Source organism: Amaricoccus sp. W119, from assembly GCF_047275745.1.
In the GTDB taxonomy this organism is placed as follows: domain Bacteria; phylum Pseudomonadota; class Alphaproteobacteria; order Rhodobacterales; family Rhodobacteraceae; genus Amaricoccus.
Map to the genome: position 1 here is coordinate 28,793 of NZ_JBKQWU010000024.1, position 19,428 is coordinate 48,220.

The 19,428-nt window shown below is 68.1% G+C and carries 14 protein-coding genes; 5 read left to right on the forward strand and 9 right to left on the reverse strand.

Going from position 1 to position 19,428, the window contains the following annotated elements; genetic code table 11:
• Window positions 1-9: 9 nt before the first annotated feature.
• The 5 genes from ACLJK8_RS13255 to ACLJK8_RS13275 all read right to left on the reverse strand — a co-directional run bounded on the left by ACLJK8_RS13255 (window position 10) and on the right by ACLJK8_RS13275 (window position 9,958).
• Complete coding sequence (locus tag ACLJK8_RS13255) at window positions 10-840, reverse strand: serine protease (RefSeq protein WP_413150756.1); 831 nt, start codon at window positions 838-840, stop codon at window positions 10-12.
• Window positions 841-869: 29 nt separating this feature from the next.
• Window positions 870-2,444, reverse strand: a complete 1,575-nt coding sequence (locus ACLJK8_RS13260; protein ID WP_413150757.1) for a S8 family serine peptidase — start codon at window positions 2,442-2,444, stop codon at window positions 870-872.
• Between the two features lie 394 nt (window positions 2,445-2,838).
• Complete coding sequence (locus ACLJK8_RS13265) at window positions 2,839-4,872, reverse strand: caspase family protein (RefSeq protein WP_413150758.1); 2,034 nt, start codon at window positions 4,870-4,872, stop codon at window positions 2,839-2,841.
• Between the two features lie 9 nt (window positions 4,873-4,881).
• On the reverse strand, window positions 4,882-7,002 hold the full coding sequence (locus ACLJK8_RS13270) for a hypothetical protein (protein ID WP_413150760.1): 2,121 nt from the start codon (window positions 7,000-7,002) through the stop codon (window positions 4,882-4,884).
• Window positions 7,003-7,510: 508 nt separating this feature from the next.
• Window positions 7,511-9,958, reverse strand: coding sequence for a GcvT family protein (locus ACLJK8_RS13275; protein ID WP_413150761.1), 2,448 nt, complete (start codon window positions 9,956-9,958; stop codon window positions 7,511-7,513).
• 170 nt (window positions 9,959-10,128) lie between these two features.
• On the opposite strand from ACLJK8_RS13275, the gene ACLJK8_RS13280 reads away from it, so the two are divergent.
• Both ACLJK8_RS13280 and ACLJK8_RS13285 read left to right on the forward strand, forming a co-directional pair.
• Window positions 10,129-10,683 carry a cupin domain-containing protein gene (locus ACLJK8_RS13280; RefSeq protein WP_413150762.1) on the forward strand — a complete coding sequence of 185 codons (555 nt, stop codon included), beginning with the start codon at window positions 10,129-10,131 and terminating at the stop codon, window positions 10,681-10,683.
• 303 nt (window positions 10,684-10,986) lie between these two features.
• Window positions 10,987-12,018 carry an NAD-dependent epimerase/dehydratase family protein gene (locus tag ACLJK8_RS13285; protein ID WP_413150763.1) on the forward strand — a complete coding sequence of 344 codons (1,032 nt, stop codon included), beginning with the start codon at window positions 10,987-10,989 and terminating at the stop codon, window positions 12,016-12,018.
• Between the two features lie 139 nt (window positions 12,019-12,157).
• Here ACLJK8_RS13285 and ACLJK8_RS13290 read toward each other — a convergent pair whose 3' ends face one another.
• From ACLJK8_RS13290 to ACLJK8_RS13300, 3 genes are all read right to left on the reverse strand, one after another.
• The gene (locus ACLJK8_RS13290) at window positions 12,158-13,639 is read right to left on the reverse strand and encodes an inorganic phosphate transporter (RefSeq protein ID WP_413150765.1); all 1,482 of its coding nucleotides are present in this window, start codon (window positions 13,637-13,639) and stop codon (window positions 12,158-12,160) included.
• Between the two features lie 45 nt (window positions 13,640-13,684).
• Window positions 13,685-14,077 carry a cyclophilin-like fold protein gene (locus ACLJK8_RS13295; protein WP_413150766.1) on the reverse strand — a complete coding sequence of 131 codons (393 nt, stop codon included), beginning with the start codon at window positions 14,075-14,077 and terminating at the stop codon, window positions 13,685-13,687.
• Between the two features lie 367 nt (window positions 14,078-14,444).
• The gene (locus ACLJK8_RS13300; RefSeq protein WP_413150767.1) at window positions 14,445-15,644 is read right to left on the reverse strand and encodes an MFS transporter; all 1,200 of its coding nucleotides are present in this window, start codon (window positions 15,642-15,644) and stop codon (window positions 14,445-14,447) included.
• Between the two features lie 146 nt (window positions 15,645-15,790).
• Here ACLJK8_RS13300 and ACLJK8_RS13305 point away from each other — a divergent pair, with 146 nt between their 5' ends.
• Window positions 15,791-16,687: a LysR family transcriptional regulator gene (locus ACLJK8_RS13305; RefSeq protein ID WP_413150769.1), complete on the forward strand. Its 897-nt coding sequence runs from the start codon at window positions 15,791-15,793 to the stop codon at window positions 16,685-16,687.
• A 121-nt stretch (window positions 16,688-16,808) separates the two neighbouring features.
• Here ACLJK8_RS13305 and ACLJK8_RS13310 read toward each other — a convergent pair whose 3' ends face one another.
• Window positions 16,809-17,831 (reverse strand): AraC family transcriptional regulator ligand-binding domain-containing protein, encoded by a 1,023-nt coding sequence (locus ACLJK8_RS13310; protein WP_413150770.1) that lies wholly within the window; start codon window positions 17,829-17,831, stop codon window positions 16,809-16,811.
• 260 nt (window positions 17,832-18,091) lie between these two features.
• Here ACLJK8_RS13310 and ACLJK8_RS13315 point away from each other — a divergent pair, with 260 nt between their 5' ends.
• Window positions 18,092-18,472, forward strand: coding sequence for a phasin family protein (locus ACLJK8_RS13315; RefSeq protein ID WP_413150771.1), 381 nt, complete (start codon window positions 18,092-18,094; stop codon window positions 18,470-18,472).
• Window positions 18,473-18,535: 63 nt separating this feature from the next.
• The gene (locus ACLJK8_RS13320) at window positions 18,536-19,378 is read left to right on the forward strand and encodes an AMP-binding protein (protein WP_413150772.1); all 843 of its coding nucleotides are present in this window, start codon (window positions 18,536-18,538) and stop codon (window positions 19,376-19,378) included.
• Window positions 19,379-19,428 lie beyond the last annotated feature (50 nt).

Genomic DNA, 19,428 nt, shown 5'->3' on the forward strand with positions numbered 1-19,428 from the left:
CTGTCTCTCCTACTTGGTCATCGCGCTTTGCGGCTCGCCCATCACGCCATGCGCCCAGTCCGCGACCTCGGACACGCGGGTATAGACACCGTATTTCAGCGCCCGCGCGCAACCGATGCCCCAGCTCACGATCCCGAGCAGCCGGGTGTCCGCCGTTACCTCTCCGCCCGTATCGACCGGGCCGCCGCTGTCGCCTTGGCAGGCATCGAGGCCGCCTTCGCGCGCGCCGGCGCAGAACATCGAGTCGAGGATGTCGCCATCGTAGCTCTCGGGCTCGTTGCAGACCGCGTTCGACACCACCGGCGGCTCGGCGAAAAGAAGCTGGTCCGACCCCGGGCCGCCCTCCGAGATCGCGCCCCAGCCGCTGACGCGGATCTGGACACCGTCGCCGGGCATCTCCTCGGCGCTGGCCAGCGCGATCGGGGCACCCTCGGTCAGCGGCGCAGAGAGCCTGAGCAGCGCGGCGTCGAAGTCCATCGTGTCCGAGTTCCAGTCCGGATGGACGAGGATCTCGCTCACGGCCATCTGCTCGCCGCCGGTCGCATAGAAGACCGTGCCCACGACCACCTCAAGCCGCGCCGGGTCCTTGTTGACGCGCGCGTTGTCGACGCAATGCGCGGCGGTCAGCACCCAATCCTCCGCGACGATCGACCCGCCGCAGAACTGGTTGCGCGCCGTGCCGCCGGAGACGAGCGCGACCTGCCAGGGGATCTCCGAGATCTCCTCGACGGGCGTGCCGCCCACGATCAGCGGATTCGGCGGGACGCTGGCCTCGTCGGCGCGGGCGGGCGTGGTCATGGCTACCGCGGCGAGACCGATGAGCAGAAATGAAGTCTTCATGATCAATCTCCTTCTGAAAAAGGGCAGGCTCAGGAAATCGGAATGGTCCCGCGGGCCAGCGCCGCCGCCACGGCGGATTCCGCGTCGACGCAGCCCCGGCCGAACTTCGGCGAATGTCCGTCGGTATACCCGTCGCCGATCCGCCGGGTGGTGTCCCGGACGAGGTCACGGGCCTCGGCCGCGGAGAGCCGCGGATTCGCGGTCAGCACCAGCGCGCAGACGCCGGCGACCACGGGGCAGGCGCAGGAGGTGCCGGCGAAGGCGTCGTAATAATCGCCCGAGGCATAGCCCCGTGCGATGACCTGACCGTCATCGTCGAGGCCATCGGTCACGTCCGCCGTGGTGACGGGGCGGCCGGGTGCGCCGGAGGATGGGGCGCAGACCGCGATCTCGCGCCCGGTCGAGGAATAGGAGGCATGCGTGTCCCGGCTCGTCGAGGCCGCCACCGCGAGCACGTCGGGATGGATCGCGAATCCGTTCAGGTTGCGCGGCAGGTCGTTCACGCCGCGGCGATTGTTGCCGGCGGCGAAGACGATCACCGCCCCCTTGCCGTCGCGCCCCTCCGTCGCGCAGCGATGGATGGCCTCCGCCGCCGGTCCCGGAAGCGGATAGACATCCGCCAGCGCACTCCAGCTGCAACTCACGACCCAGGCGCCGCTCATCCGCGCGTGATCGAACCAGCGCGTGACCGATTCCGCCGAGATCGCGCCCGTCCGGAGCGGCATCAACCGGGCCATCGGCGCGACCCCGACCACCTCACCGCCGCCCAGCGCCGCCACGGCCACCGAGGCGCAGGCGGTTCCGTGCGCGTCCCAGCCGTCAGGGATCGGCTCCGCGTCATTGTCGACGAAATCGAACGCGCCGACCGTCTTGCCATTGAGATCGAGGTGCCCGAGGTCGAAGCCGCCATCCATCACCGCGACGATCACATCCTCGGAGCCAAAGCCGCCCAGCCTGCGCCAGGCGCCGGTCACGCGGGCATCCGCGCCGCTCGTCAGTCCGGGCCGGTCGCCGCGGTTCTCCAGATGCCAGAGCACGCCGAACCGCGCATCCGCGGGCGGCTCGAAGTTCAGCGGCGCCGAGGGCGTCACGAGATCCGGTTCGATCTCGGCCTCCGGGAAATCCGCCTGCAGCGCCGCGGCGACCGCCACCGTATCCGGCTCCGCCGACTCGACCCGGATGAAGCTGCCGGTAAAACCCGCGCGGCGGCACCCGTGACGCGCGAGCGCCGTGTCGATCGCCGCGCCCGGCGTCCCGTCCGGGAAGCGCAGATTGATGATCCCGAGCGGAACGAACGGCGTCTCGTCGGTTCGGGAGGTATGGTAGACCGGCCGCGGCCGACCGGTGGCGCTCTCGCGCGTGAGGGCATCGCGCGCCCCGCGCATGTTGGCCGGGGGGACGTCGATGATCTCGAAGTCGCCGAGCTGGATGTCACGCCGGCCATGGACCGACCGTGTCACCGCGTCGATCGCGCGCTCGAACCGGCGTTGCCGCGCCGCCGGCGTGGCGGCGGTCGCCCGCTCCGCGCGCGCCGCCACCTTGGTCTCGCTCCGGTACAACGTCACCCTGCCTTGCCCGAAGCGGAGCGGAACGGACTCAGGCATGGAAGTTCACGAACAGACAGCTTCGAATATCCACGAAACACACCATGGCAAAGTCTTATGCACATACACGGAAATTATTTCCGGAAACGTGTGATTTTATCTCCCNACAGACAGCTTCGAATATCCACGAAACACACCATGGCAAAGTCTTATGCACATACACGGAAATTATTTCCGGAAACGTGTGATTTTATCTCCCGATAATATCAGGATCTGGCATAATTGTGGGCGAGGTATATGCGAAACATTATATCGCGATCTGCGATTCGCATCGACAGGAAATGCCAGAGGCATCGACGAGGAGGCTCCGGGGAAGGCGCGCGATCGGGGTTTGCCCGGCTGCTTCGCGCGCCGGGTTTCTGACCCGACGCGCCGCCTCATCCTGCTTGGGGGTTCAGACATCGGCCGGGAGGGCCATCGCGACCTGCGAGGTTCGCCCCAGCGTCGCCGGACCCCAGAGCGAGAGCGCCCGCAACGACAGCATGCGGTCCGACCGGATCGGGAAGGTCTTGAGGACGGGCGTCTGCGCATGGTGGGTCATCGCCTGCTGGATGGCCTTGTGGAAGGCGCGGTAGTCGCCGCTGAACCGCCCTTCCTGCCAGGTCGAAAGCAGCGCGCCGGTGAAGGCGCCGTATTCGTCGCCATCCGAGGCCAGTTCGTTCTCCATGCAGGCGGCGAGTTGAAGCACGCTCGCCTCGATGTCCGAGGTCAGTGGCGAGGTCATGATGTTCTCGTCGATGTGGCGGAACTGCCTGGCATAATCGCGCAGCCGATCGTGCTGCTCCAGGGCAATCCGGGTGCGAACCGAATCCGGCATCAGACGCGCGCGGGTCTGGGAGCGCACCGCGTCGGCTGCCAGCATCGCGGCGAAGCCGCCTGCTCCGGCCGCGGCGGCGGGCGAGGGCGATGCCATCTCTATCCGCCGCAGCGCGCCACCGGAGTGGCAGCAGTCGGCGATGATGACCACCCGCACGTCGCGGCGGAACTTGCGATAGAGCGAGAACATCTCGTCGTCGGCGATCTGCCCGTCATAGAGACAATAGGTTTCATCCTGCGTGTCGGACGGGTCCTTGGACGTCTCGTCGCCGTTGTAGTCGGGAATCTGCCCGCCATGGGAGGAGATGGTCATCAGGAAGGTGTCGCCGGCCCACAACTCCTTCGCCGCCGCCTCGATGGCGCCGACGACGGCCGCCCGCGTCGCCTCCGCCGTCAGGAGCCGCCGCGTGTGATACCCCTCGCGGCGGGCCAGCAACTCCATCGCCGTGGCATCGTTCTCGCAGGCGACGAGCGGTCCGGCCCAGCCCGCGTAGTCCTCGGGGTTCACGCTGTTCAGGCCGATGTGCAGCGACACCCCGATCGGGTCCCGGACCGGGCGCACTTCGTCCTCAAGCACTCCGGGCCCGCGGGTGCGCGCGCCTTCCGCCACCGGTTGCGGCGCCGGAGCCTGTTTCGGCCGTCCCTCGGTGATGTCCTTGATCACCCTGGCGATCCGGCCACTCACCGCCGCGAAACCTTCGTCGGTGGGATGCAGCTCGTCGTACCATTGGGTCGGTGCCACCGCGCCGCGGCAATCGACATAGCGCACGTGCTCGAACATGCCGGCGACGCGCTTCAGCCCCTTGTTGAAGAGATCGACCATCACCGCGGTGATCGCCTGTTGGAGCGCCGGGTTGGTGATCCCCCGCTCCCGCATCGGCCTGCCGAGCCAGCGGCCATCGGCGCGCGGCACGACATAGTCGTAGCCATGGCAGATGACGGTGGCGGGGTGGGGACGCGTTGCCCCCATCACGTCGCGGATGATCTGCTCGTACCAGCTGAAGGCCTCGTCCAGCAGCGCGGCATAGCTCGAACGGAGATATTCGTGCGGCTTCAGATCCTCGTCGAACCGCACGAGATGCCGGGCCAGCGCGCCTCCGGCGCAGAGCTCGCTGCCGCCGCCCGACAGCAGCAGGATCTTCGCCCCGGATTTGCTCAGCCCCCGGACATAGTCGCGCCGCGCCGCCATGTTCGCGAGAAGGTCTCCCGCGGCGCTGGTACAGTAGATCGGATAGGAAGTGAGCCGCCCGAGACAGTCGACAACATCGTTGAGACGCACGGGATACTGGAACCAGCTGTCTCCTTCCGCCGCCAGGGTCGGGCCTTCGTAGCCGTCGCTGATCGCGCCGTGGAACCGCATCTGGCGATCGAAGGCGGAAGCGGTGTTGAAGGTGTTCAGCAACAGGGCCGAGCGGTCCCGCGCCTGGCCAGGTTGCGCCCCGATGTCGGGTTCTACGTTCTGCCAGTTGAAATCGAGCCCCGGCTCGAACGGCGCCCTACCATCCGTCCGGATCAGGTAGGCATCGGCCTCCTCCGGCGAGAGGTCGCCCTGCCGCAGCCTGCGCCGCAGTTCGCTCAGCTTGATCTTCTTCCCCGCGTCCTCGGTCATCATGCGTCCCCTTCACAACGTGTTGAGTATCAGTTCCTTCACGCGCCGCTGGACGTCCGGGGCGCCGCTCAGAAGCGTCGTCTTCTGGTCCGTGTGCATGCTGGCCGAATGCTTGATCGGCTCGCAGAGCAGCTTCACCTGACGCATCCGCGTCTCCATCGCCATCTTCTGACGAATCTCCGCCGCGTTGGGCCGATCGCCGTCCCCAGCGAACATGCCGCCGGCGAGCCCTTCCATCGTCGTGAAGCTCATGCCCAGCATCGGCCGGGGATGACCGCGGCGCCGGTCGACGAACGAGCGGGACATGAGCCGGCTGACCGTGCCGCCGTATCCGGCGAAGGACAGCTTCTCCTCCAGCGGTTCGTCGGGAACGAGGATCGTGGCGGCCTTGCCCTTCCGCTTCATCCGGGCCATCTCCATGATGAGCTTGTGGGCGTCGTCGACCGGCACGGTGGCGAAGACCAGGGTCACGCTGGAGAGGGAGTCGATGAAGGCACGCCCTTCCTCGCGATTGCGCCGCGCGAGGTTCACCAGATCCTCGGCGACCATCGCCCCCGCGCCCTCGGCGATGACGTGGATGGGCTTGCCCTTGTCACGGCACGCCGTTGCCAGCGCGATGACCGCCCTTCCAAGATGGCCTGGCCGATGCTTGCCGCTCGGGTCCCCGGTATCGAACACGGCCCTGAACGAACTGGAACCGATATCGCGCCACAGGGCACGCCCGATCCCGCTGAGCGCCAGCTCGATCCGCCGGTCAAGTTCCTGGCCGCTGGCGCCGATCCCCTCACTCTCGCTGGCGGCGGTCGAGGTCACGACCTGGAGGATCTGGCTCGCGAAATTCGCCGACCAGAAGAAATTCGCCGTCTCGATGCCATGGTGGCGATAGTCGTCGCGCAGGCTCGCCGCCCGCTGGAATGACCGGTCGAGCGGCTCCAGGAAGCCGGGAAACCGCAGGACGATCGCCTTCGTCTTCGAATCAGAGACGACGGCGCGCATCGTCTCGTCGAACTCCGCCGCCGCCTCGATGGGAGTGGCATAGACGCCGGTTTCGACGAAATCGCCATATTCGAGGTTGAGAAACTGCCCGCGGAGCTCGCGGTGCGGGACCGAGCCGGCCGAAGCCCCCAGGCTGCGTCTGAGACCCGCGCTTACCCCCTGCTCGTCGATGCTGTAGGGGAAGACGTGGGTGCCGGCGAGGCCAAGGCGGAGCACCCAGCCGTCGAGCACGTTCGCGGCCCAGTCCTGGTAGGTCCAGAGCGCGACCCCTGCCAGCGGCCCGTCGGGAGCCGGAAACCGTCCCCACTCCTCCCCCCAGGAGTTCAGGACCAGGAAACCCTCGCCGGTGTAACCGACGATCAGGAAGGCGTGGCCGAGTTCATCGCCCCCCGGCCGGGCGGGGTCCCAGTCGATCCGGCCGCCCTTCGCGGCCACTCTGGCCTTGCTCCAGCCGTCGTGGGTTCTGGCCGAGACGAGTATGGTCTCCGTTTCCCGCAAGGCGGCATGGTAATGGTTCAGGATCGGCAGCAGGCGGTAGTAGGCGCCGAGTGCCCGGTTCTCCGCGCAACCGGCCTGCTCTCGGGTCAGCCAGCCGGCCGCTTCATCCTCGTCCGGCCAGGTTGCCTCGCAAGCGTCGGCGGAGGCGGCGAGGGAGGCTCCGTGATGATAGAACGCCTTGATCGCCGATCGCAGGGTGCGGACCCCGCCACCAGACTTCCCCGCCGCCGAGGCGAGCGCCGCCGCGTCGTCTCCCAGGTCGCCATAGGCATCGTGATATCGCGCCATGCGGTAGAGCATGGTGGCGCTTACCCTGTCGGCGCCGTCGAGCGCTTCGCAGTTGGCGGGATCACGATCCCGCAGCCGGACCTGGATGTCGATCAGGGCGGCGAGCGCCTGGCCGACACAATCGCTTCGCGCGCGCTGGTCACGGACGCCGAAGACGAACCGCCGAACTCCCGAGTCCGTGGTCGTGAATAGCCCAGGCTCCGGCCATTGCGCGCGATGCAGGGTGGAGAGTGACGGCTGGTAGATCTGGTCCCGAAGGTCGACATAATCCCGCCGCGCCGCGTTGACAGCGCGGGTACTGGTATCCTCGCCTGGCGGGTCCGATTCCTGGGTTCGCGGAACATCGTCCATGTGAATCTCCGTCGGTCGCGGCGCAGGCACATTGTCCTTCGCAGCACGATGGGCAGGCGTTGCATCAACGGCCCGGCCGCCGGGGAAGACCTGCCAGGTACGCGTCGATCCCGGTCGTGGCATCGACATTGGCTTCCGGACGGGTTGATCGCGGGGCCGGGTCGCCACGGCCGTTCCCATGACAAAGAGCAGCAGGCACGATGTACCTCAAGAACAGCGTCCGATAATTCGCGCCGGTGTAGTTAACTATTCTCCTATGCGCACAATTCGAAGCGGCCAGAACGTGGCCATATCGTATTATGAAAAGGATACGGCAGATCTATAAGCCGATTCTACCACGCCGGACGCCAGCTGTCACGTTCTCAACGGCCGTAAGGCCGGCCGTGCACTCGAGCTTCCAGCTTTGCCGCGGGTTACGAGGGCGCCAGGAAACTCCGACACCCGCCCGTGAGGCCGGATGCGATTATCGCGAGGCGCCTCGCCGCCGCGGGCACATCCTCCTGCGCGCCTATCGCTTCATCCGCTCGCCGCGCGCATCGTACATCGGTGCGAGGGACGGTTCGGCGGGACAGATCCGGCCCGCGATGTCGAGGGCGTAGTCCGAGCCGAGCAGCGCCTCGGCGCTCTCGCCTAGCGCGCAGGGTACGTAGCCGAGGCCGACCGCGGCCCCCAGCGTGTGGCCGTGGTTGCCCGAGGTCACATGGCCGACGACGCGGCCGTCGCGCAGGATCGGCTCTCCGTGGAAGACGAGCGGCTCCGGGTCACGCAGGCGGAACTGGACGAGCCGCCGGGACAGGCCGGCCTCGCGTTTACGGAGGACCGCCTCGCGGCCTATGAAGTCGCCCTTGCCGGTCCGGACCGCGAAGCCGAGCCCGGCCTCCAGCACGTGATCCTCATCGGTGATGTCGTGGCCGAAGTGGCGGAAGCCCTTCTCGATCCGGCAGCTGTCCATCGCATGCAGGCCGCAGAGCCGGAGCCCCTCGTCTTGGCCCGCCTCGACCAGCGCCTCGAAGACATGGGCCGCCTGATCGGCGGAGACGTAGAGCTCCCAGCCGAGTTCACCGACGTAGCTGACCCGGTGAGCGCGGGCGATGCCGAGACCGATCTCGATCTCGCGGGCGGTGCCGAAGGGAAATCCCGCGTTGGACAAGTCGTCGGGCGAGACGCGCGCCAGCAGATCGCGCGACCGCGGCCCCATCACCGGCAGCACCGCCTCGCCGGCGGAGACGTCGATCACCACCGCGGCGGCGTCGCCGAGGTGGCGCCGGAGCCAGTTCAGGTCGCGCTGGAGCGTCGCCCCCGGCACGACGAGCAGGAAGGCGGTCTCCGTGAGCCGCGTCACGGTGAGGTCGCTCTCGATGCCGCCGCGCGCGTTCAGCATCTGGGTGTAGACGATCCTTCCCGCCGGCACATCCATCTCGTTCGCGCAGAGCCGCTGCAGCAAGCCGAGCGCGTCGCGCCCCTCGACCCGGATCTTGCCGAAGGAGGACATGTCGAGAAGCCCGACACCCTCGCGCAGCGCCATGTGTTCCGCGCGCTGGTTCTCGAACCAGTTCGGCCGACCCCAGGTATAACGGTACTCGGCCGCCTGATCCGGCGCGGCGAACCAGTTGGCGCGCTCCCAGCCGGCGGTTTCGCCGAAGACGGCGCCCCGGGCCTTCAGGTGTTCGTGCAGGGGTGAGCGCCGGACACCCCGCGCGCTCGCCATCTGGCGATAGGGGAAATGGTCGGCGTAGAGCAGGCCGAGCGTTTCGGTCACCCGCTCCCTCAGATAGCGCCGGTTACGCTGGAACGGCTGGGCGCGGCGGATGTCCACTTCCCAGAGATCGAAGGGCGGGGCGCCATCGGTCATCCAGCGGGCAAGCGCCATGCCGGCGCCACCGGAGGATGCGATCCCGATCGAATTGTAGCCGGCGGCGACCCAGTAGCCGCCGAGCTCGGGCGCCTCGCCGAGGTAATAGCGGTCGTCCGGCGTGAAGCTCTCCGGGCCGTTGAAGAAGGTGTGGATCCCGGCTTCCGCGAGCATCGGCATCCGGTGGATCGCCTTCTCGAGGATCGGCTCGAAATGGTCGAAATCCTCGGGCAGCTGGTCGAAGCAGAAGTTCTCGCGGATGCCCTCCATCCCCCAGGGTTTCGCCACAGGCTCGAAGGCGCCGAGGAGAATCTTGCCCGCGTCCTCCTTGTAGTAGGCGCATTCTTCCGGCACGCGCAGGACCGGCAGCCGCCTGAGTTCGGGGATCGCCTCGGTCACGATGTAGAAATGCTCGCAGGCGTGGAGCGGCAGCGTCACCGCGTTCCGCGCCGCGAGTTCGCGCCCCCACATGCCGCCGCAGTTGACGACATGCTCGGCGGCGATGTGACCGGTTTCCTCGCCGTCCTGCCAGTCGACGCCGGTGACGCGGCCGTTCGCGGCGGTCACCGCGGTCACCTTGACCCCCTCGGCGATCCGTGCGCCGCGCATCCGCGCGCCCTTGGCGAGCGCCAGCGCGACATTGGCCGGGTCGGCCTGCCCGTCCCCCGGCAGATGCACGCCGGCGACGACGCCATCGGTATTGAGATGCGGATACATCGCCTTCACCTCCGAAGGCGTCAGCTCGCCGACCTCGACCCCGAAGGCGCGGGCCTGGGCGGCGAGGCGCAGGATCTCCTCGCGGCGCTCCGCGCTCAGCGCGACGGTCATCGACCCGCATTGGCGGAAGCCGGTCGCGAGGCCGGTCTCGGCTTCGAGCCGGGCATAGAGGTCGGCGGAGTATTTGGCGAGGCGCGTGCGGTTCTGGCTTGCCTGCAGCTGTCCGACCAGGCCGGCGGCGTGCCAGGTGGTGCCGGAGGTCAGCTTCCGACGTTCGAGCAGCACGACATCGGTCCAGCCGAGCTCGGCGAGGTGATAGGCGACGGAACAGCCGGAAATGCCGCCGCCGATGATGACGACGCGGGCGGAAGCGGGCAGGTCGACCATGGCGGAATCTCCGGAGCGTTGGGATCTGCTGCGAGTGATGCCTGATGTGTGTGAAATTTTCAATCAATTTTTCACTAACGACCCATATCAGGCGATCAGTTTCAGATCCGAGGTTGATCTCCGCCACTTTCGCGGCATGATTGCCCGGTTCATCGCGAGGGACGATCCGGATGACGCGACAGATCGGTTCGGACATCAGGGCATTGCGCAAGGCTCGCGGAGTCACGCTGGTGGCGCTCGCGGCGGGCGTGGGCCGTTCGGTCGGCTGGCTCAGCGAGGTCGAGCGCGGCATCGCGGAGCCTTCGGTCCGCGATCTCTCCGCGATCGCGGAGAAGCTCGGCGCGAGCCTCGGCCTGTTCTTCCGTTCGGCCTCGAAACGACCCGAGGAACAGGGAGTGATCCTGCGGGCCGACGACCGCGTCCCGATCGGCTCCCGCGCGTCGGGGCTGGTCGAGGAATTGTTGTCGCCATCGCTCGGCGGCTCGTTCGAGATGATCCGCTCGACCTTCGCGCCGGGTTCCGACAGCGGCGGCCTCCGTTCGGGCCGGGGCCGCGAGGACGGCGGCGTCGTCGTCTCGGGCAGGCTCGTGCTCACGATCGACGGCGTGCAATTCGACCTCGGCCCCGGCGACAGCTTCCAGTTCGCCGGCAAGGACTATTCCTGGCGCAACGAGAGCGACCAGCCGGCCGAGGTCCACTGGATCATCGCACCACCGGTCTATTGATAGCGCGGCGAAAGCTCGGCTTGTTGAGTTGCCTTCCGCATCGGGCCTCGCCCGACGAGGGAGTCTCAGGCGTGCCGGCATCAAACCTTCGCCGCGGCGTTCAGCGAGCAGGGCACCAGATCCGGAACATTGAGCGCCAGGCGAGTTCCTGCCAATCGGTTACATGAGCCGACGGTTCGCCGTTCTCGCGCCGGCCTCCGGGGTCACCGCGCGAATGCCCGTGACGATGGCGCGACGCCGCTCTAGCTTCCGTCACAGGCGCGGCATCCGTCATGGGCTCCGCGTGCTTCCAAGAGGAACGACATGGGCGACGAGCTTGTACTTGTGACCGGTGGCACCGGTTTCATCGCGCAGCATTGCATGATCGCGCTGCTGAACGCCGGCTATCGCGTGCGCGCGACGGTGCGTTCGCCGGGGCGCGAGGCTGAGGTGCGCGAGCATCTGAGGGTTGGCGGTGTGGATGCCGGGGATCGCCTGTCCTTCGCAGTGGCCGATCTCGGCGGTGACGAGGGCTGGGCCGAGGCGGCGGCGGGATGCGCCTATGCGATGCACGGCGCCTCTCCGACGCCCTCGGGCGACCAGACCCGCGAGGAAGACTGGATCGAGCCCGCCGTGAACGGGAACCTCAGGGTGCTGCGCGCCGCGCGCGACGCCGGCGCGCGGCGCGTGGTCCTGACCTCGGCCTTCGGCGCGATCGGCGTCGGCCACGAGCCGGAGCACCGTCGTCCGTTCGACGAGACCGACTGGAGCGAACTGACGGACGAGGTCGCGCCCTATCAGAAATCGAAGACGCTCGCGGAGCGCGCCTCATGGGAGTTCATCACCCGCGAAGGCGAGGGGCTGGAGCTGGCGGCGGTCAACCCGACCGCGGTCTACGGGCCGGTTCTGGGCGCCGACTATTCGCACTCCATCCGGCTCATCACCAACATGCTGGAGGGACAGCCGGGTTGCATGAACATCAACTCCTGCTGCGTGGACGTGCGCGATGTCGCGGACCTGCACCTGCGCGCCATGACAGATCCTGCGGCCCGGGGGGAACGCTTCCTCGCCACCGTGGGCGAAGCGATGAAGATGGTCGAGGTGGCCGAACTGCTGCGGGAGCGGCTGGGCGAGGCCGCCGCGAAGGTCTCGACCGAGGTCTGGTCCGACGCGCAGGTGCGCGCCGCCGCCGAGACGAACGCGCAGCTGCGGATGGCGGCGACGCTGCTCGGCTACGACATGAGCGCGACCGGCGAGAAGGCGGTGCGCCTGCTGGGCTGGGCGCCGCGATCCCGCGAGGATGCCATCATCGCCTCCGCCGAGAGCCTGATCCGGCTCGGCCTGATCCGCGGCTGACCGCGGAGGTACCGGCGCCGCCCGCCGGGGCGCCACGTCACAAGGTAAGCGCGTCCGGATCAGGTTCGCCGGGTCGTTGGTCGGCCACCGCGCCGGCCCGGAGCGGCGACGCGGGGCGCGGATCTTTCCAAGCGGCGCCTCAGGCGATCAGGCTGATCGCCCAGAAGATCGCGGCCGACAGCATGGCGGTCAGCGGAACGGTCACGAGCCAGGCCGCCACGATCCCGAGGACATGCGTCCTGCGGACCAGTTTGCGGCGCTTGCGTTCCTCGGGCGTGACCGGCTTGCCCTTGAGCCGCTTCAGCGCGCGTGCCCGGCGCTCCTCCTCCCATTCCCGGAAGAAGCCGACGCCGAAGACGCCGCCGAGCGCGATATGCGTCGAGGACACCGGCAGCCCGAGCGCCGAGGCGGCGATTACCGTCACCGCGGCCGACAGCGCGACGCAATAGGCCCGCATCTGGTTCAGCTTGGTAATCTCCTGCCCGACCAGACGGATCAGCCGCGGACCGAAGAGCAGCAGGCCGAAGGAAATGCCGAAAGCTCCGATGGCCATGACCCAGAGCGGGATCGATACGGTCTCGCTCGCGTCCAGCGACTCGACCGCGTGGACGATCGCCGCGAGGGGGCCGACGGCGTTCGCGACGTCGTTCGCCCCGTGTGCGAAGGACAGGAGCGCGGCCGAGGCGATCAACGGCAGGCTGAAAAGCTGCTTCAGGCTGCGCTTGCGGTTGTCCATCCCTTCGGACTGCGCGCGGACGATCGGACGAAACGCGGCCCAGACGATCAGGCCAACCGCGACGCCGAGGAGCAGCGATTGCGCAAGCGAGACCTCGACGACCTTCCTCAGCCCCTTCATCGCGAGATAGGCGGCGAAGGTGCCCGCCATCACGCCGATCAGCACCGGGACCCAGCGCCGCGCGGCGGTGATCTTGTCCGCGGCGTCCTTGATGTAGTGGTTGATGAAGGCGAGGAAGACGGCGGCGAAGACGCCGCCGAGGACAGGTGATATGACCCAGGACGCCGCGATCCGGCCGAGCGTGTCCCACTGGACCGCCGCGAAACCGGCCGCCGCGATGCCCGCGCCCATCACCCCGCCCACGATCGCGTGGGATGTCGAGACCGGCGCGCCGAGCCATGTGGCGAGATTGAGCCAGACGGAGGATGCGATGAGCGCCGCCATCATCGCCCAGACGAAGACGCCGGAATCGGCCACGGCGGAAGGGGCGACGATGCCGCCGGAAATCGTCGAGACCACGTCGCCGCCCGCGATCAGCGAGCCCGCGGTCTCGAAGATCACCGCGATGATCAGCGCGCCCGACATCGTGAGCGCGTTCGCGCCGACCGCCGGCCCCATGTTGTTGGCGACATCGTTCGCGCCGATGTTGAGCGCCATGTAGGCGCCGAGCGCGGCGGCCACGATGACCGTGGCCGCGCCGGGCCCGGACCCGACGAAGCCCACCGCCGCGAAGGCGCAGATCAGGACGAAGATGATCGCGAGGCCGACCGCCACCTTGGGCCGCGCGACCATCGCCGCCGCGTCCTCGAGGGCGACGATGCGATCGAGATCCTTGTCGAGGGTTTTCCAGCGATTGAGCTTCGCGGGCGGGGGCGCTTCCGGCACGAACTGACCTCGGCATGACGGTTTCGTGAAATTCGTCTGCTCGACTTAGCCTCTCGCCGAGGGAAGGCAAACCTGCAATCGACCTCGCTGCGCCTCGGCGCCGATGCTGAGCGGAAACGTACCCTTGACCAGCAGCGGCGCGACGCCGCCTTCGATCCGGCCGAGGCGGATGAGATCGTTCCGGTAGCGGTAGTCCCCGTGGAAGAAGGCGAGGTTGCCCCAGCCGAGGAAGTAGCAGAGATCGCCCGGCGTCTCGTCCTCGATGGGCACGCGGCCGCTTTCGTCGAGCCGGCGCGGCAGGTGCGCGATCTTCTCGTTGGTGGAGAAGTCCTCGATCGTGAGGTCGAGCGGCAGGAGCGAGACAAGGTCGCGGGCCGTCGGATTGTCGAGCAGCCGACAGGTGAAGACCTGATCCGCGAACTGGCAGCGTATCCGCATGGGGGTGTCTCCGGTTAGTGCGAGTAGCCGGCGTGGCGTCAGGGCGACTGCGAGGGCGCCGAGAAGGAGCGCGCGTCGGCTGTGGGAAGGTCCGGTGGCCGTCATGTCGTCACCCTCTCGGTTGGCCGTGGCGCGGCGGCTGCTGGCCGGCGCGCCTCCCGTGTCAGACAAGCGCCTCGCTGAAGAAACGTTCCAGCCGGTCGAAGGGGATCAGTTCCACCCGGTCGTAGAGGTCGATGTGCCGCGCGCCCGGAACCACGATGAGCTCGCCGTGCCCCTGCGCGTGGCGCGGCGAGGCTGGCGATGGTCCCTGTCAGCGCGGGGCGTGGTTGCGAGGGGGAGGAATATGGTCTTCATGGGACGAGGTTCAGGCGGGCCGCGTGAGGCGCCGCCCGTTGCCTGCGATCGCGACGGCGACCGCCGCGAGCGCCGCGCTGCCCAGGAACGTCGCCTCGACCGAGATGGCGTCGAGCAGCAGCCCGCCGATCACCGCGCCGAGCAGGATCGAGCTCTGGATCGCCGCGACCATCAGGCTGCCACCCGCCTCGGGCGCGTCATCGACGTTGCGCGACATCCAGGCCATCCAGATCACCGACATCGCGGTGTTCATCGCGCCCCAGGCCGCGAGGATGAGCGCGGTCGCGGCGAGCGAGCCTCCGACCAGCACCAGCGCCAGCGTGCCGCCGCCCATGACCAGCGCGGGGAGCGCGAGGAGCGGGGCGACATTGGCGCCGACCATCCGGCCCGAAGCCCAGGTGCCGAGGAAACCGGCGCAGCCGAGCACCAGGAGCAGGGCCGAGAGCACCGTCACATCGGCGCCGGTCACCTGTTCGAGGAAGGGCCGCAGATAGGTGAACATCGTGAAGGCCGACCCCCAGGAGAAGGTCGCGGCGATGAGCCCGCGCCGGAAATGGGGCCGGCGCAGCAGGCCGAGCATCGCGCCGAGATCCTGACGTCCGCGCGCCGGAAGCGACGGCAGGGCCACGATATGCCAGACGAGGTTGGCCGCGACGATCGGGACCAGCGCCCAGAAGACGCCGCGCCAGCCGATGATCTCGCCGAGGTAGCTTCCGAGCGGCGCTGCGAAGGCGGCGGCGATCGCCTGTCCGCCATACATGAGCGCGAGCGCGCGCGGCAGGTCCTCGGCCGGGACGAGCCGCATCATCACCGCCGCCGCCAGCGCCCAGAAACCGCCGACGCAGATCCCGAGCAGCGCGCGGGCACCCATCAGCACGAGGAAATTCGGCGCCGCCGCGACCATGACGAGCGAGAGCAACATCAGCGCGGTCATCGCGACCAGCACCCATTTTCGGTTGAGCCGTCCGGCGAGGGTGGTGACCATCAGGCTGGCCGCCACCGCGAAGAAGCCGCTGACCGAGATCGCCTGACCGGTCTGGCCCTCGCTCGCGCCCAGGCCTTCGGCCATCGGGGTCAGGAGGCTCACCGGCATGAATTCGGAGGCGATCAGCATCGCGACGCAGAGCGACATCGAGAGCACCGCCCCCCAGGCCGCGCCGGGCGTCACCGCCGAGCCATCTCGCAGATCAGGGAAGGTCGCATCGGTCATCGCCATCTCTCCGCCATTCGCATCTTCAGAATCCGCATGGGCGGAACCTAATCGATGGGCGGGTATCGGATTAGCCGCGGCGAATGGCATGGACCAATCGACCCGGTCGATTAATCATGGGTCGGACGCATGTTTCGGAGGCTCCGGTGCCCAGAACCGATTTCAACGATCTGATGTGGTTCCAGATCGTCGCCGAGGCGCGCAGCTTCACCAACGCGGCCGCGAGGATCGGCGTCGCGCAATCGACGCTCAGCCACACGATCAAGCGGCTGGAGACGCGGATGGGCATCCGGCTCCTGACCCGCACCACCCGCAGCGTCGCGCCGACCGAGGCGGGCGAGCGGCTGCTCCGGGTGCTCGGCCCCCGGCTGGCCGAGATCGAGGAGGAGATCGCCGCCCTGACCGCGTTCCGCGAGAAGCCCTCCGGTTCGATCCGGATCACGCTCTCGGATCACGCGCTGGAGACCGTCGTCTGGCCGAAGCTGGAACCCGTCCTGAGCGCCTACCCCGACATCCGGGTGGAGCTCAGCATCGACGCGGGGTTCCGCGACATCGTCGAGGACGGGTTCGACGCCGGCGTGCGTCTTGGCGAGAGCGTCGAGAAGGACATGATCGCGGTCCGGATCGGGCCCGACTGGCGCATGGTCGCGGTGGCCGCGCCCGCCTATGTCGCCGCGCATGGCGCTCCAGAGCATCCCCGCGACCTCGTCGGCCACGACTGCGTCAACATGCGCCACGAGACCCGCGGCGGGCTCTACGCCTGGGAGTTCGAGAAGAACGGCGAGGCGCTCCGCGTCCGGGTCGACGGCCAGCTGACCTTCAACAACTCCTACGCCATGCTCGACGCGGCGCTGAGCGGCCACGGCATCGCCTTCGTCCCCAGTTCCATGGCCGACCCGCGCATCGCCGCGGGCGAACTTGTCCTCATGCTCGACGACTGGTCTCCGTTCTTCGACGGCTATTTCCTCTACTACCCGAGCCGCCGCCAGAACCTCCCAGCCTTCAGGCTCATCCTCGATGCGCTGCGCCATCGGGGGACGTGATGTCGTGCGAAGGGGACCGGTTGTCCGACCGGTCCCCCGTCCCCGGAGCGGAGGCCGATTCACGTCGGGGGTCGCCTCTCAGGTCATGCCGTAGGCTTCGGCCGAAAAGGTCGATGAGTGGTCACCTGACCACACTCGCGGCGCCGCTGCTCGCGCGAAACTTCTGGGGTGACTCGCCGTACCAGCGCCGGAAGGCCTGGGTGAAGACGCTTTGTTCGGCATAGCCGAGCACGTCGGAGATTTCGGACAGTGGCAGGCGCGTGTTTGAAACCATCGCGAGCGCCCGCTCCCGCCGCCATCCGTCGACGAGGTCGCGGAAGGAGGTGCCTTCCTTGCGCAGCTGGCGTTGCAGGCTGCGTGGCGCCATCCGCATGGCATGGGCGACGTTCTCCAGCGTGCATGTCCCGAATTCCATGCGCCGGGCGATCTCGGCCCGGGCGATGTCAACCGTCCCGTTCGCGACCTCGGAATGGGCCTCGGCCAGGTAGCGCCTGATCAGCGCGTGATAGGCCAGGTCGCTTTTCTGGATCGGCCGGCCGAGGAGCTCGGCATCGAAGCTCACCGCGTAGCGCGTCGCGTCGTACCGGATCGGGCAGGCGAAGAACATGTCGATCGCCCGGGCGGACCCGCCCCTGTCGTGAATGAAACTCGCCTCGATCAGGGGCACCGGCGCGCCCGCGACGGTGTCCAGCATCAGCTTCCCCTGTGCCATGATAAGTTCGGCGTTCTCCCGCCCATCCGGCGCATCGGCGCGCCGGTTCAGGATCATCGTGGCCGTGCCGTCCGTTTCCTCCAGCGCCAGGCTGGTCGCGTTGCTGTAGATCGGCAGATTGGCGATGATCGCATGAAGGGCATCCCGGACGGTCCGTTCCATGCGCGTCACCAGCGCGACGGGACCAAGAAAGTCGAGCGCCTGATAGCCCGCCATTCTGATGCCGATGTCGGGAACGTCCCAGTCGATGGCGCAGCGCCGCAGCAGATCCACGAAGCCGCGATAGTCGAGCGTCATCTCGGGATGCCTCAGGGCCGCCGGATCGAGCCCGGAGGCCCGCATCTGATCGGCGAGACGCACGCGACGTTCGGCGGCGATCTCCGCGAGGCCGCCAAGTTTCGTCGCCCGAACGTAGTATCCCTGTCCCTTCACCGCTCCTCCCAGACCGGATGAGCGACGATAGGCACCCCCCGCGAACTTGGCAATTCGTGCTTCCGGGGGAGCGCGGGGCGTCTTCCGAAGATTCGGGGCACCCGATCGGTGGATTTGCCATCTCGCAGTTCGGTCGCGCGACACGACCTCCCAACCGTGCCTGGCGCGTAATCTCAAACTTTGATCGTCTGCTCTCAAGCGCGTGATCGCGGCGGGTGCGACAAAGAGGTCATCGAGACACCAGACATTCGGAGACGACCATGACCACAACGAAGCCCGCCGAGAAGGCCGCTACCTCCGCGAAAGTAGCCGCCGCGTTCGGCGACGCCGGGGAGAGCGTCAGGCAGGTCTCGACCGCCCTGACCGCCAGCGGCAGGGCCTATGTCGAGGGTATCGTCGCTCTCGGCCGTGCGTTTGGCGGCTTCGGCCGTGAAACCGCGACCGAGGTCGGGCGCCATGTGAAGGCCACCGTGAACGCGCGCAATCTGCGTGAGGTCGCGGAGTTGCAGGCGGCCTGGGCGCAGAACCGGGTCGAGACCGCGACCGCCCAGACCAAGGAGTTCGTCGATCTGGCGCGGGACAGGTCCGAGGAGGTGATCGCGCCCCTCGCCTCCCTGCTCAGGCAGGACCGCGCGGCCTGATTGCCAGACCCGGCCCGGCGGCCCCGGGCTGGGTCAACGCCAACATTTGAGGCAGGAAAAAGAATGAAGCGCCCCTGGACCCAGACCTATCACGCCAGCGTCCCGCACGAGATCGATGCCGACGCCTATCCCTCGACCGTGGCCTTGTTCGAGGAGGCTTGCGCCAGATACGCCGACAAGGCCGCCTTCGAGTGCTTCGGCCGGACGATGACCTACGCCGAGGTCGACAGGGCGGCGCACGCCGTCGCCGCGTGGCTTCAGAACCGCGCGGGCATCAAGCGCGGCGACCGTGTGGCGCTGATGTCGCCCAATGTCTTCGCCTTTCCGGTGGCGATGCTGGGTATCCAGCGCGCGGGCGCGGCGCAGGTCAATGTGAACCCGCTCTATACGCCGAGCGAGCTGCGCCATCAGCTGCGCGACTCCGGCGCCGAGACGATCATCGTGTTCAGCGGCTCGACGCAGACCCTCGCCGAGATCGTCGAGGATACGCCGATCCGAACCGTCATCACGGTGGAACTCGGCGACGCGGGCGGCGTCACGATCCCGACCCCGCCGGCGGACCCGCGCCTGAAGGGTGCGATCCGCTTCGCCGATGTGCTGAGCGAGGGGGCGCGGCTCGACCTGGAACCTGTCGCGGTCACCGGCGAAGACACGCTGTTCTTCCAGTATACCGGCGGGACGACCGGCCCGTCCAAGGGCGCGCTCCTGAGCCACCGCAATCTGGTCGCGAACGTCCAGCAGTTCACCGCGCATATGCCGGAGGTGGTCGAGCCGGGCAAGGAAATCGTCGTGATGGCGCTGCCGCTCTATCATGTCTTCGGACTGATGATAATGCATGCCTATGAGAGCGGCGGTGCAAAAACCGGCCACGGTAGCGGCGGGATAGTCCGGCCGCGGGCGGAGTAAAATCCGGCCACCTATTTCCCTTCTGCATTGAACGCAGGAGGGACAGGGGA